At 39.4% G+C, this 13724-nt stretch carries 15 protein-coding genes and 3 tRNA genes; 5 read left to right on the top strand and 13 right to left on the bottom strand.

Annotation, left to right across the window (positions count from 1 at the left end; all coding sequences use genetic code 11):
- Window positions 1-106: 106 nt before the first annotated feature.
- Both FVA69_RS13755 and FVA69_RS13750 read right to left on the bottom strand, forming a co-directional pair.
- Entirely contained in the window at window positions 107-1114 is a 1008-nt protein-coding gene (locus FVA69_RS13755) for a nickel/cobalt transporter (RefSeq protein ID WP_232799045.1), read from the bottom strand.
- Window positions 1105-1656 carry a DUF1007 family protein gene (locus tag FVA69_RS13750; RefSeq protein WP_231136563.1) on the bottom strand — a complete coding sequence of 184 codons (552 nt, stop codon included), beginning with the start codon at window positions 1654-1656 and terminating at the stop codon, window positions 1105-1107. Before FVA69_RS13750 ends, FVA69_RS13755 begins: the two co-directional genes overlap by 10 nt.
- A gap of 346 nt (window positions 1657-2002) precedes the next feature.
- Between FVA69_RS13750 and FVA69_RS13745 the strand changes: the two genes are divergently transcribed.
- Window positions 2003-3049 carry a rhodanese-related sulfurtransferase gene (locus FVA69_RS13745; RefSeq protein ID WP_109911091.1) on the top strand — a complete coding sequence of 349 codons (1047 nt, stop codon included), beginning with the start codon at window positions 2003-2005 and terminating at the stop codon, window positions 3047-3049.
- 48 nt (window positions 3050-3097) lie between these two features.
- On the opposite strand, the gene FVA69_RS21305 is transcribed toward FVA69_RS13745, so the two are convergent.
- The 8 genes from FVA69_RS21305 to FVA69_RS13705 form a co-directional block, all read right to left on the bottom strand.
- A complete protein-coding gene (locus FVA69_RS21305) occupies window positions 3098-3691 on the bottom strand; it encodes a LuxR C-terminal-related transcriptional regulator (RefSeq protein ID WP_181937011.1) in 594 nt (197 codons plus the stop codon).
- Window positions 3692-3900: 209 nt separating this feature from the next.
- Window positions 3901-4155, bottom strand: coding sequence for a biofilm formation regulator BssS (gene bssS / locus FVA69_RS13735; RefSeq protein ID WP_004909784.1), 255 nt, complete (start codon window positions 4153-4155; stop codon window positions 3901-3903).
- A gap of 219 nt (window positions 4156-4374) precedes the next feature.
- Window positions 4375-5424 (bottom strand): dihydroorotase, encoded by a 1050-nt coding sequence (gene pyrC, locus FVA69_RS13730; protein ID WP_115167462.1) that lies wholly within the window; start codon window positions 5422-5424, stop codon window positions 4375-4377.
- Between the two features lie 211 nt (window positions 5425-5635).
- Window positions 5636-5711 (bottom strand) — tRNA-Asn (locus FVA69_RS13725).
- 256 nt (window positions 5712-5967) lie between these two features.
- Window positions 5968-6411 (bottom strand): universal stress protein, encoded by a 444-nt coding sequence (locus FVA69_RS13720; protein ID WP_109911092.1) that lies wholly within the window; start codon window positions 6409-6411, stop codon window positions 5968-5970.
- A gap of 21 nt (window positions 6412-6432) precedes the next feature.
- Window positions 6433-6678, bottom strand: a complete 246-nt coding sequence (locus FVA69_RS13715; protein ID WP_164528961.1) for a hypothetical protein — start codon at window positions 6676-6678, stop codon at window positions 6433-6435.
- Window positions 6678-7736, bottom strand: coding sequence for an HlyD family secretion protein (locus FVA69_RS13710; protein ID WP_164528960.1), 1059 nt, complete (start codon window positions 7734-7736; stop codon window positions 6678-6680). The genes FVA69_RS13715 and FVA69_RS13710 overlap by 1 nt, the downstream gene beginning before the upstream one ends.
- Before the next feature lie 23 nt (window positions 7737-7759).
- Window positions 7760-9301 carry an MFS transporter gene (locus tag FVA69_RS13705; protein ID WP_164528959.1) on the bottom strand — a complete coding sequence of 514 codons (1542 nt, stop codon included), beginning with the start codon at window positions 9299-9301 and terminating at the stop codon, window positions 7760-7762.
- Window positions 9302-9454: 153 nt separating this feature from the next.
- Here FVA69_RS13705 and FVA69_RS13700 point away from each other — a divergent pair, with 153 nt between their 5' ends.
- On the top strand, window positions 9455-10357 hold the full coding sequence (locus tag FVA69_RS13700) for a LysR family transcriptional regulator (protein WP_109911095.1): 903 nt from the start codon (window positions 9455-9457) through the stop codon (window positions 10355-10357).
- A 113-nt stretch (window positions 10358-10470) separates the two neighbouring features.
- Here the strand turns inward: FVA69_RS13700 and FVA69_RS13695 are convergent.
- The 3 genes from FVA69_RS13695 to FVA69_RS13685 all read right to left on the bottom strand — a co-directional run bounded on the left by FVA69_RS13695 (window position 10471) and on the right by FVA69_RS13685 (window position 11520).
- Window positions 10471-10546 (bottom strand) — tRNA-Asn (locus tag FVA69_RS13695).
- Between the two features lie 259 nt (window positions 10547-10805).
- Window positions 10806-10881, bottom strand: a tRNA-Asn gene (locus tag FVA69_RS13690).
- A gap of 135 nt (window positions 10882-11016) precedes the next feature.
- A complete protein-coding gene (locus FVA69_RS13685) occupies window positions 11017-11520 on the bottom strand; it encodes a YlaC family protein (RefSeq protein ID WP_004909795.1) in 504 nt (167 codons plus the stop codon).
- A 479-nt stretch (window positions 11521-11999) separates the two neighbouring features.
- Between FVA69_RS13685 and cspE the strand changes: the two genes are divergently transcribed.
- The 3 genes from cspE to FVA69_RS13670 all read left to right on the top strand — a co-directional run bounded on the left by cspE (window position 12000) and on the right by FVA69_RS13670 (window position 13602).
- Window positions 12000-12212, top strand: coding sequence for a transcription antiterminator/RNA stability regulator CspE (cspE, locus tag FVA69_RS13680; protein WP_004909801.1), 213 nt, complete (start codon window positions 12000-12002; stop codon window positions 12210-12212).
- 102 nt (window positions 12213-12314) lie between these two features.
- Complete coding sequence (gene dsrB / locus FVA69_RS13675; RefSeq protein WP_004255792.1) at window positions 12315-12506, top strand: protein DsrB; 192 nt, start codon at window positions 12315-12317, stop codon at window positions 12504-12506.
- 397 nt (window positions 12507-12903) lie between these two features.
- A complete protein-coding gene (locus FVA69_RS13670) occupies window positions 12904-13602 on the top strand; it encodes an MgtC family protein (RefSeq protein ID WP_004255789.1) in 699 nt (232 codons plus the stop codon).
- The last annotated feature ends 122 nt before the right edge of the window (window positions 13603-13724 follow it).

The raw sequence follows: 13724 nt of genomic DNA, 5'->3' as shown, positions 1-13724 counted from the left end.
GTTGGCAATATGTAGTAAGCAGTTGACATTGCGCATAAAACGGTGTGCTACCACACCGTGACTTCGGCAAATGCCTGGGAGGGGGAGCCCTCCCTTTTTTAATGGTTTATCGCAACAGTGGGGAAACCGATTGTTCCAAACCGATGCTTTGAAGCATCAAAACACCCATCAAAATAAATAAAATACCTGCCAAAATTTTTAGTGAGATTGCCCAATAAGGGGAAAATGACTTTCCTTTTAATTGTGATACGCGAACCGCATTATCACGCATTAAATGAACAAAAATGGCAATTAAACAAATGGTTAATGCAGTACCCATTGCCATTGCTAAGGCAGCGATAACTCCCCATGTATATACTTCTATCACATAAGAAAACAGCAATACGAGAATTGCTCCAGAACAAGGACGAATCCCCATTGATAGAATAATCAATAGGTTACTTTTAAAACTGGATTGCAATTGATGAGACTGGATAACGTGTTGGTGGCCACAACCACAGCTGTCCGAGTGGCTATGGGCTTTTGTTTTAATTATTGCTTTCGTTGAAGAATTCAATGGCTGAATGCTTTTTATCGTGAGTGGGGTTAAGTATTTTGATTTGCGGATTAACCAGCCACGACGTAATGCGCTGAGACATAAATAGCTACCCAGTAAAATAACAAATAGATAACTGATTTGTTCTGCATATAAACTGGCTTGGTTGAGATGTTTAGTAGAGAGTTGGAATAGGATCAATACTAAGGAAACTAAAGTAATCGCAACAAGCCCTTGTAAGAGTGATGCTAGTAAGCTAATGATAACACTCTGCTTTAAATGAGTCGCTTGGGTGGCAATATAGGTGGTAATAATTAATTTGCCATGACCCGGTCCAAGGGCATGCAAAAAACCATAAGCAAAGCTGGCAATCACCAGTAACCCACCTGCATACCATGGGCGAGAGGTGGTTTCTTGCAATAAGTAAGATAACCCTTGGTTTAACTGTTTTTGCCAAGCTAGGCTAAGTTGTAGCCATGATCCCCAGTGAATGTATAGCTGCCAAGTGACATAGGTAATAAGTCCTACAAACAGCGCAGTAATTATTAATTTTTGCGTACGTAAAGGCATTATGGACATTGTATATCAACCCGTTGTGCAAACTGTTTGCCAAGTGCTAAATCCTCTTCTGGATTATCACTTTTGTCTAAAGAGAAAGCGTAGGCGCGCATTGAATCGGTCACATTTGCTTCTTGTAATTCCATCTGGCAATTTGCAGCAATATCCAACGGTAGGTTAATTTGTTGTTTATTTTGGTAAGTCATACTGACATAGAAAGTTGGGTCATAAGTTTGAATTTCCACATGGGAACCTGCTATAGGCAGGGGTTGCATAAATGAAGCGGTAAAGAAGAAAACTAAAGAAAAGCCATCTTTTTCTAAATGGTAGCTATCTGGAATTCGTTTAAAGCTCACTTTCTTCCCCTGATAATAAAAATCAGTGAAATAATCTTGCACCAACACATTTGCCATAATAATAGCTTCTTGCTGTTTCCAACGAGGATCATCCGGTTTAATGCCTTTTAATTCATAGGCGATATCCGCTGATGTCATGGGGTCCATTTTCCAAACATAGCTAATCCCTGTGTATTTATCTTGTTTATTTTCAAGGGAAATTTGCATCTCAATAAAACTGTGAGGGTGTGCCGCTACTAGTGGAGCAACTATGAACAGAAATAAAAAATAGAAAGGAAAAAATCGCATCATTCAGTCAGCTAAATTGGCTTATCAAATAAATGTTATAACATAACGAACTGCAAACTAAAAAGAAAAATATTTCGGAATGATTTAAAAATCAACTTAAAACGAGTCGTTAATACTTCCATCACAATAACCTTTCAAATAAAGGGTTTTTTATTAACAAAATAACAGCGATAATATTTGATAATAATCAGATGTGGACATTTCGTGAACACCACATGATTTTAAGCTTTAAATATTAACTAGTTACAAAGGAAAAGAGAACACCATGCCAGTGTTACATAACCAAATTTCAAATAAAATCTTAAAAGAGCGCATGTTGGCTGAGGTCGAGCCGCGCACCACTATCTCTTTTTACAAGTATTTTAATATCCAAGACCCAAACGAATTTCGTAATCAATGGTACCAACAATTTAAAGCATTGAGTGTTTTTGGGCGCGTTTATATTGCCAAAGAAGGTATTAATGCACAAATCAGTGTGCCTGAATCCAATGTGAGCGCATTACGCGAACTCATTTATGCAACAGATCCCGCATTAGAAAACCTACGTTTAAATATTGCGATTGATGATGACGGTAAATCATTTTGGGTGCTGCGTATGAAAGTCCGTGAGCGTGTAGTGGCTGATGGTATTGATGACGAAACATTTAACCCAGCAAATACGGGGCAATATCTAAAAGCTCACGAAGTTAATGAGATGATTGATGACCCAAATACTGTTTTCGTTGATATGCGAAATCATTATGAGTATGAAGTGGGGCGTTTTGATAATGCGATTGAAATACCATCAGATACATTTAGAGAGCAACTGCCAATGGCGGTTGAAATGCTGCAAGAGCAAAAAGACAAAAATGTTGTGATGTATTGTACTGGTGGGATCCGTTGTGAAAAAGCCAGTGCTTATATGCTGCATAATGGTTTTAAAAATGTCTACCATGTTGAAGGTGGGATTATTGAATACGCACGTAAGGCGAAGGAGCAGGGCCTACCTTTACGGTTTAAAGGGAAAAACTTTGTTTTTGACAACCGCATGGGTGAGCGCATTACAGAGGACACATTAGCACAATGCCACCAATGTGGCGCGCCTTGTGATGCACATACCAATTGCCGTAACGATGGCTGCCACTTATTGTTTATCCAATGCCCTAGTTGTGCAGAAAAGTATGAAGGCTGCTGCAGTTCGTCTTGCACAGAAGAAATGAAACTTCCCGAGCAAGAGCAACGCGCACGCCGTGCAGGCCGTGAGGTCAGTAATAAAATCTTTAATAAATCACGTCACCGTTTATCCGATGGGTTATTAAATAAAGACAACTAGTCATTAATGTTATCTATAATAAGAAAGCCCTGTAATTAGGGCTTTTTTTTAATATAAATATTTAAACACATTATATATAAAAAATAACTCTATTCTGTTTTTGACGAAAACTTTAGAGGTAATATGCCTTTTTTGTGAGTAAACAGTGCTATTGCTAATTCCTAGTTTTCGAGAAATAATATGATTAGGTGTTTCATTCATCCAATTGTTAATAATATTTTGTTCTTTAATTGTGAAAATAGATGACTCAATATTATTAGCAAGCTTAGTAATTTTCTCTATTTGTTCATAGTCACGAATAACCTTATCAAGAGTTTGAATAATAATATCTTTTGATAGAATGAAATAATTATCCTTTAATAACAATGGATTGTTTGTCTGTGGGTACGGGGCGTTAATATAAATATAAAACCGTGTATTATTGGTATTGCTTAATAATTGCTGTAGCGTAGGACAGTAATTAGAGTAATTACAATAATACGTTAAATTCACCAGTATAATGCTTGGTGTGTTTATATTTATAAAACCAATGGCTTCTTTTATGCATCCTGTACTAATAAATTCGAGTTTTTTATTTTTGGATAAATATTCTGTAATGCCAAGACGTGTATAATAACATTCATCAATAACTAATATTCGCATTGGAACATCCTTGTTCAAGAAGGTGCCTTACAATAAATTGGAACTGATAGTGAAGTCAACCAAGGATTAATAAAAACAATAAATAGTGTTCTTATTTTAAATTGCGAATTAGTAATTAATTAATAAGGTAATTATATAAAAATATATAATTACCTGTATGAATGAATAAATTAAATGGATATTAGTGACCCTAATATCCATTTATTTCCCTAGTGTGTTTTAAAACCAAGCTCAACATATTCCCCAGATTCTATCTTGTCTACACCTGCTTGAAGAATATGAATGAGTTGTTTAGCCACATCAGTCGTTAGCCACATGGTTTTATCCACAATAGCGTCACCTGTGTGTTTATCTTGCTCGGGGAGGTAGTGCAAACGCAACATCATAGCGTCGTAATCATCGACTGTACTGATGTCCCAGCCAACTACTGGGTGGGTTTGAATAACATCATTTTTTTTATTCATATAAACCTCCTAATCAAACATCGTGATAAATAATAAATATCTATAACTGACTAAGAGCAATGACCTCGTGATGAGTCCACTTTTAGTATAAGGAGATTTCGCCAATAAGAAAGCAAATAAAACATTTTTTTGTCTATATGGCAGAAAATGCATAAAACGAATAACAAGCATTGTAAAAAAAGAATGGGAAGTATTTTGAACTTCCCATGGGTGTCTAAATTACTGGCCCTGAGATACTGTCCAGCATGCATCTTCCCCAGCTAAGAAAGGAACTAATTTATCATTACAGCAGTCAATGGATTCACAAATTATATTTTGTTCTTTAGTTAGCGTAATTGTCCCTTCATTCACAGGTAAGTTATAGAATTTAGGGCCATTTAGGGAACAAAAAGCTTCGAAATGTGCCAAGGCACCGAGCTCTTCAAAAACACTTGCGTAAGCCGCTAATGCGGTGGGAGCATTAAAGACCCCAGCACAACCACAGGAAGATTCTTTACGTGATTGTATATGTGGTGCGGTGTCGGTACCAAGGAAGAAACGGTCACAACCTGAAGCAACCGCTGTACGTAATGCTTCTTGGTGCACATTACGCTTCAAAATAGGTAAGCAAAATAAATGCGGTCTTATACCACCAACTAACATATGGTTACGATTAAACATCAAATGTTGAGGTGTTAAAGTTGCAGCTGTAAATTCATTCGCTTCTTGGACATATTGAGCCGCTTCTTTGGTGGTGATGTGTTCAAAAACGACTTTTAGTTTTGGAAACTGTGCCCGTAGTGGCAACATAACTTGCTCAATAAATAAGGCTTCTCGGTCAAAAATATCGATATGACTTGCGGTGACTTCACCATGGATAAGCAGTGGCATTCCTGCTTGTTCCATTGCAGCTAATACGGGGTAAATCTTTTTAATATCGGATACGCCATGGCTAGAGTTAGTTGTTGCATTGGCCGGGTAGAGTTTACAGGCAGTAAATACCCCCTCGTTAAAGCCGCGAACGACTTCAGCAGGATCTGTGCTATCAGTAAGGTAGCAGGTCATTAAAGGGGTAAATTGATGTCCTTGTGGAACCGCTTTTAGAATACGCTCGCGGTAAGCTTTTGCGGCTTCAATCGTTGTGACTGGTGGCACTAAATTCGGCATGACAATCGCGCGGCCAAAGAATTCACTGGTATAGGGAACGACCGTTTTTAACATATCATCATCGCGAAAATGAACATGCCAATCATCAGGGCGGCGGATCGTTAGGGTAGTTACAGTTGTCATTAAACCGGCTCCATAGGGGAAGAGTGAATGATGAGCGAGTGCTCAAGCCGGAATAGAATGATAAAGGTAAAGTGAAAAAATAGCTATGAGAAATCGCGATTATAGCTTATTTCAAAGGTAGATTATGTAAATGACGTAAATAGCTAACTTATTCAGGCATGCAATAGCAAAAAACCTGCTTAAGTTTCCTTAAGCAGGTTTCTCTAAATTTTGGCTCCTCCAGCTGGACTCGAACCAGCGACATACGGATTAACAGTCCGCCGTTCTACCGACTGAACTATGGAGGAACTCCTTGGTATGCAGAGGATATTAGCTTTCTCTTACTGTATTGTCAAAGGAGAATAGCGAAAAATATGTTTGTTTGCCTGTTATCTGTGCGAACTGTTGGAAGTTTGATCGAAAATTAGGTAATGGTGATTAATCAAGACCATACACAAACAAAAAGACGGTAACAAACTTAAGTCGATGGGCGGTATATTATTTCAAATTTAGTGGTTAACTGCAGTTAACCACTAATTGATGAATGTAACTTACAGAAATTATCTACAGCGGAATAACGAGAACTGGTTGGGCGATATCGTCGAGTAAACTACGAGTCACTGAGGTATTAAGCCAGCGTCCAAGTGAAGAAAGATGGCGATGAGAAATAATTAATAATTCGCAGTTATATTTTTCCATTTTTTTGGGGATGGTATCGATAGGGGTACCTGCAGCGAGTAGTCCTTGGGCTTTAAACCCCATGCTATTTAAGGCGCTGGTGACCTCTTTTAATTGTTTTTGTGCCAAAGCTTCTTCTTTTTGCGCGGCAGGGTATTCATCCCACTCATCGCTATCTTTACTTAACCCAGTGCGGCTTAGTGCAAAGGTATTATCGACAACAGTCAATACAATCACATTGCTGACACAGCCAGTCATACGCTGCATAAAACTAAGTGCATTACTGCTATTTTCAAAGCTGTCGACGGCTAACAACACATTATTAATCATGATTAGTTCCTGATAGGCGAACTAAATAGCGCCTTTAAAGTTAGCTCCCCTTTTTTCCAATACTTTTTGTAAAATGGAAAGGTTTTTGGGGATCATACGTTGATCGATAAATGAAAAATAACCCACCATTCGGTGGGCAAAGTCGCTGTGTTTTGCGTGGCTACCCAGTTGTCTGGGAGTGTTGCTTACAGTGGAGTGAAATCTTGCCCAATGGCTTAGTAGCTGATAAGTTTTTAACAAAACCAGTGTGATCACAGTTTTGTTCATCAGCGGCTCCCATCGAGTGTATTAATGGTGACATCTGCAGACATACCCACACGCAGCGCATTCATCATCTGGGCATGCTCTGTGTTGCTATCAAAAACAATTTTTACAGGTATGCGCTGTACAATTTTAGTAAAATTACCCGTCGCATTTTCCGGGGCAACGGGTGAGAAACTTACGCCAGACGCGGGAGCAATACTATCGACATAGCCTTTTAATATTTGCCCTGGGAAGGTGTCGATACTAATATCAACGACTTGGCCATGAGTAATATTTTCCAATTGAGTTTCTTGATAATTCGCGATGATGTAGAGCTTATTTTGGGGGACAATAGCCATTAAAGCATCGCCTGGTTTAACAAACTCACCGACGCGCAAACTTTTTTTACCCATTACGCCACCAATGGGCGCAGTAATACGGGTGTAAGAGAGGTTAAGTTCAGCCATTGCTTTTTTGGCTTGAGCTAATGTCAATTCAGCATTGCTATCAGCCTGTTTGGCTTCTAAAACTTGCAACATATTTTTGGCTGCTTTTAATGATGCTTCGGCTTGTGCAACACTTGCCGTCATGGTTTGCACTCGTGTAGTTGCTTGTTGTGCCGCTTGTTGTGAGCCTGCGCCAGTATTTGCCATTTTGTGGTAGCGAGTTTTTTCTTGGTACGCAAATTGGAGTTCTGCTTTTGCAGATTGCAGTTGGGCTTCTGCCGCAGCGATTAAGGCCTGTTGACGCGTTAAATTGGCTTTTGCATCATCTTGCCGTGCGCGAGCAGATTGCTCTTGTGCAGCAGCCTGAGAAAGTGCAACTGTAAATTCTCTGGGATCAATGACTGCTAATAATTCACCTTCTTTAACCCATTGGTTATCTTGCACAAGGACTTCGGTCACCACACCTGAAATCTGTGGTGATATACGTGAAATATCCGCTCGGATATAAGCATCATTGGTGTTTTGAGCATTTTTTTTAATGGCGAATTTATTAATTAATAATCCTCCCATCAAAACAACAATAGCGATGATAGCCAGAGCGACATTTTTATTAATTTTTAATTTGATCTTACTCATTCTAATTTCCTGATAATCAATAACTAAGCTGCGGCAACAGACCGCGGTGGGTAAATACGAGTTGGCATCACTAAAATCAGCCCAGTTAATAACAGTGCTAAACCAGAAACCAATAGATATAGGTCAGAGCTAGCTAAAACATGTCCTTGGCTTGAGGAGAGTTTTGTGAGTTCACCGATAGAATTTGTCGCCGTATCGCGATAAGTACTGCCGTAGCTGTCAGCAATGACGCCCGAATGAAAATCACCTCGCTGGCGGCTTAATAGGGCAATTGCTCCCCCGGCAGCCGTTGCTGCAAATCCTTTAACCGCATTAAACCAAGCAGCAGCAAATGGACCATCAGTGGGCAGTAATCCGCCCGTTGCCATCATCAATAGCGGAATAACGGCCATGGGTTGTGCAACAGCTTGTAAGAGAGAAATCATTCTAAAATTGTCACCATTCCAATCAGGGGTCAGTTGTGATGCGAGAAAACAAGCGGCTGTCATCAAAAGTAAACTAATGGCGAGCACCCAACGGCAATCAACTTTGGGGGTATTACAAATAATGGCTATGATAGGGAGCGTGATGAGTTGTGGGAGTGACACCCATAGCATCATGTCGGAGGTTTGTTCTAAGCGATACCCTTGAATAGACGATAAATAGCCAGAGGTAATATTCACCAAAGAAACCATAATCAACAACACGCCACCAAGGGTGATTAATGAGAACGATAGATTCCGTTTGCTAAGTAACTGCAAGTTGAAGAAGGGTAATGGGTGGTACCATTCGTTTATCAAAAACAGAGCTAATAAACCAAGTCCACCAATCAATAAAACATAAATTAGTGATGAATTTAGCCAATCAAGGCGTTCTCCTTGAGAAATACCTACGGTGAGCATAGCAAGTGCACTTCCCCCCAGAAGTAAACCTCGCCAGTTAAACTGTTTCAGTCGTTCTAAGCGTAAAGGGTCTTGTGGCAAACCAAAGCCAATGCAGATGGTGGCTATCGCCATTAGTGGTAAGTTCCAATAAAAATACCCACTCCACCCCCAATGGAAGGCAAACGCGGCCGCAGTGGCACCAAAAGTAGCACTCCATGCAGAAACCCAGCCATAAGCTCCTAAACCTAATACTTTAATAAGCGGAGGCATAAAGCGCAGCACTACCGTCATTAACATAGGCGGGAGAGCCCCGCCCGCAAAGCCTTGTAAACTACGTATTGTTAATAGAAGAGCATAATGATCTCCTAGCCATGGTGTAATTAATCCTCCAATCAGATAAATAGAACACATAACGAGCGCAACACGACGTAGTGAGAATGTTGGCCAAAAGCAAGGAGTAAATCCTGAACCAATTACAAAACCAGTTACATAACAGGTGATTAACCAACTGCCAGTATCAATATTTAATGCCATTGCCCCCTGAATATCGCCTAGGGCGAATTTACTGGCGTTTTCTCCTACGCCACTCGCCATTACTGCTAAAAAAACACCAAATAGACCCATCCATGAGCGGCCATTAATTTCACTCGCACTGGCTATCCATTTGTTTTTTTTAGGTTGTATGATAGACGCATCAACCATTTCAAACTCCTGCTATTTAAAAATTTGCTCTGTCATTTTTTAGCAGTAGTATCTAAACTTTATTTAATTGTTTAAAATGAAATGATGTAATTAAATTATTGCATGAAACGCAATCCACTAATGAGGAGGGCTGCAAAGGGGCGAGGAGGAAAAATGCCACAAAAAATCGACTTCAATTTGATTTATGCGTTGAATTTATTATTGGAGGAAGGAAGTGTAGGAGGAGCCGCCGAAAAAATGAACCTGAGTGCTCCTGCTATGAGCCGAATTCTAGGGCGAATTCGTGAGCAATTTAATGATCCCATTTTAGTCAGGGCAGGGCGTAAATTAGTACCAACTCCCAGAGCATTAGAATTAAAAGAACAACTTAGCCATATTATTGCTCAAGCAGAAGCGTTAATTAATCCTGATGAATTATTCAATCCAAAAACATTAGAAAGAACATTTGTTATTCGGGCGAATGATATTTTTATTGGCGCCTTAGGTGGTGGGTTGTTAGAAAAACTCAGGGAATTAGCTCCCCAAAGTAGCTTAATTTTTATCGCAGAAAGTGATACTGAAGATGATTCTTTGCGTAGCGGTAAAGTCGATTTGGTTATTGGTTCTTCTCGAGATTGGCACCCTGAAATTAAGGCTCAGAGCTTATTTACTAGTACTTTTCAGGCGTTGGTTCGCCCAGGGCATCCGATTATTGGACAAGTGACACCTGAGAGTTTAACGCATTACCCGCATATTAGCGTATCGCGGCGGGGGCGTACATTGGGACCAATTGATGACGCGTTACGTGACCTTCAATTAGAGCGTAATGTTGCGTTGACTTTGCCTAGCTTTCATTCAGCTATGATGCTAACGATGAACTCTGATTATATTTTGCCGCTCCCTCGTCATGTACTGCAAGGGGTAAAAAGTGTTAATTTGCCGTTAATTGAAATTGAACTCCCTTTGGAATTGGAATCTATATTTATCGTGCAAGCATGGCATCCAAGGTTGGATAGAGATCCTGCGCATCAATGGTTACGCCAGACAATTAAACAATTTTTTCTGGAGAAAGAGTAGCTATTCATTCTATGGTGCGGGTCTTTGCGGTTGCTTAGTTAGTAGCTGAATATTCAGAAGGGTAACTTTCAGAAAGATAGCAAAAAGCCCGCATTAAGCGGGCTTTTTAAATTTGGCTCCTCCAGCTGGACTTGAACCAGCGACATACGGATTAACAGTCCGCCGTTCTACCGACTGAACTATGGAGGAATTGCTTTGTTCCTGAGAACGAGGCGCATATTACCCATCCTGTTCACCGTTGTAAAGCATAAAAACGAAAAAAATAGCCAAGTGAGTGTTAAGTAATCGATTTGATGATTATCTACCCCAATAAGTGGTGTCGTTGTCTATAGTATGCGGCTTATAGGAGATGCAGAGGGAACTGATAATAGAGGTGAATAATTCATGAGTAGCAGAACATAACAAACAGATACCAAAAAGCCCGCATTAAGCGGGCTTTTTTTAAATTTGGCTCCTCCAGCTGGACTTGAACCAGCGACATACGGATTAACAGTCCGCCGTTCTACCGACTGAACTATGGAGGAATTGCTTGTTCCTGAGAACGAGGCGAATATTAACGACATCATCTCAGGCTGTCAATCATAAAAACAGAAAAAATATCTAACTGCTCATTCACTGCACATTCTGACGAAGTTTTGCTCTAGTTAATTGATATTGAATTAATTTTGAGCTGCAAGTGTACCAGGTAATTGCGTAGAAACTTCAGGATAAGCAACATGATAGATATCATAAAACGATATCATTCCTTTTAATGCAATTAAACGCGATATTTCTTGCTTTATTGCAGAGCTAACATCTTGTGAATCAATGATTTTACTTATCGCATTATCAGAAACGGGTTCAGTGACAAACCATTCTCCGTTATAACAAACGCGTAAATCTAACACACCAATATCTTCAAAATGATAGACAGGTTTAATGTCAAAAAGTAGCACACTTGCTAGTATAATAAAGAGAATAGTGATACCCAGAGCCCAATAAGGGCCAAAATAAGGGGCATACCAAAGAATAATGGCTAGGGGGACATAAGCCGCAACCATGCCAACACATAAATAAGGGTGGTTGGCGAGAAACTGACTATTAAAGTAAGGTTTCCCATCTCGGTTTTCACGTTTATTGATGGCATCCAAGTCTTCGACGAGTATTTGTTTGATAATATCCATGTGTATAACTCTCTGTCAGATATCTATACTAGGAGGGTATCACGAGCCGTTGAGATTGTTATATATCAGTTAAAAAAAATATTTACACAGATTGTCATCGTATCAGATAATTCTTACTGACATTTATTGGGTTGTTGGCTTTTTAAATTAAAGTTTTCTTTAAACTATCAACTAAATGCAGCATTTTTGTTAACGTTATAGTCGATAAAAGTGACGCAATCGAAAAAACGACATATTTTTGAAGTTTGCCCGTATAAAATAGTTGCTATTATCTTTAAGTCATGAGTTAATGAGTGTCGGCCTGTTTAGCAGTCCTATTTGATGTATGATTACTGAGTTAGTGTGTTCTAAAGAAGAAAGTTATCACAGATAGCCTTTGACCGTGACGCTGCATCTTGGTGTTTCCCTGATTAAATAGTTGACTCTGGCCCGTATATGCCAAAAGGCAAGTTTTTTTGATGTTATATAGGAAAAGTCAAATGTCCGACAAAATGAAAGGTCAAGTTAAGTGGTTCAACGAGTCTAAAGGCTTCGGTTTCATCACTCCAGCTGATGGTAGCAAAGACGTTTTCGTCCACTTCTCTGCCATTCAGGGCAATGGTTTCAAAACTCTGGCTGAAGGTCAGCAAGTTGAATTCACCATTGAAAACGGTGCAAAAGGCCCAGCAGCTGCTAACGTAACTGCTATCTAAGCTAATTGCTTAACTGATTTTCTAAAGCCCGTCATTTTTAATGACGGGCTTTTTCGTATGCGCTACATTTATGGTTAATATATTTTGTTGGAAAAGACTGTTATGAATATTAATGACCGTGTTTATGTAAAAACAGACGGGGAAGAGCGTCGTGAAGGCACTATTTTACTTATTGAGCCCTTCAATGAAGGGGTAATGTACTTAATCGCATTACCAGATTACCCGGAAGGTATTTGGTTTTTTAATGAAAAAGAGGGTGATGAAGGGATTTTTGTTACACCAATTGAAAGATAAGTTTCAAGTTAATGAACACTTTGTTCTTTACTTAATAATTTTCCCCACTTATACTCCTTCCATCTTTTACTTAGGAGATTATTACTTGGACAGTCAGAGTTGGAATAAAAACTTAATTTAATGGCAAGCCAGTAATCATCTTTTCTTTTCACTGCTTGCCACAATGGCGGGCGGTGTCTGATGTTTCCTCATCATACTACTCCCTTATAATTGTATTTAATTAGATAGCATATTATAGCTGTATTGAGTGTGTATCATGTTGGTCTATATTTATTCTCTATTTCCTCCAGGCAATAGCTAATGGTTTTTGAGTAATTTATTTTACTCAAAATATATGGCTATATGCTTTTTATTAGGCATATAAATCATTATCCAAGTTATTTTTGGAGGGATTATCATGCTTTTTTCCCCTGATATTTTAAATTTACTGTCTGCTATGTGTTTTGGTGCATTAATCGGTGCTGAGCGCCAGTGGCGTCAACGAATGGCGGGCTTGAGAACCAATGCACTGGTTGCAACAGGTGCTGCGGTGTTTATTTTAAGTTCTGTAACAACATCTCCTGATAGCCCTGGGCGTATTGCTGCCCAAGTGGTGTCTGGAATTGGTTTCCTCGGGGCGGGTGTGATTATGCGTGAAGGCATGAACATTCGAGGTCTAAATACTGCGGCAACGCTTTGGTGTTCTGCGGGGATCGGTGTTTTATGTGGATTAGGGCAGTACTCTTTGGCATTGATGGCGACGTTATTAATTTTATGCGCCAACATTTTATTAAGAGAAGCAGCTTCACGAATTAATAAACAACCACAGCAGCAAGCGCTTGATGTAGAACAGCGCTATAAGATCCGTGTAATGTGCCATCAAACGGATGAAATTTTAGTAAGAACACTTATTTTACAAGCAATTAACGGGCTTCATATTCGATTGCAATCGTTAAGTAGTGCCGACACATTAAAGCCTGAACAGCTGGAAGTGTGTGCTGAATTCCTTGCAACACCCGCCGAGCAAAAGGAAATTGAAGCATTGGTATGCAGAATAAGTCTTGAGCAAAGTGTTAGTGCTATCAATTGGAAAGTCGCATCAGAGCTACCTGCCTGATGACTTTAAATTAACTCACTATAGGAGCTGAAATGGACGACCACCCTCCGTCATGGAGTCGTAAGCTGGAGCTATCTAACTGATAATAAACTAATTTTATTTCAGTTGGATAGCGTTAAAAT

Source organism: Providencia sp. PROV004 (assembly GCF_011045615.1).
Taxonomy (GTDB): Bacteria; Pseudomonadota; Gammaproteobacteria; order Enterobacterales; family Enterobacteriaceae; genus Providencia; species Providencia rettgeri.
This window is presented reverse-complemented; position numbering and strand designations above follow the sequence as displayed.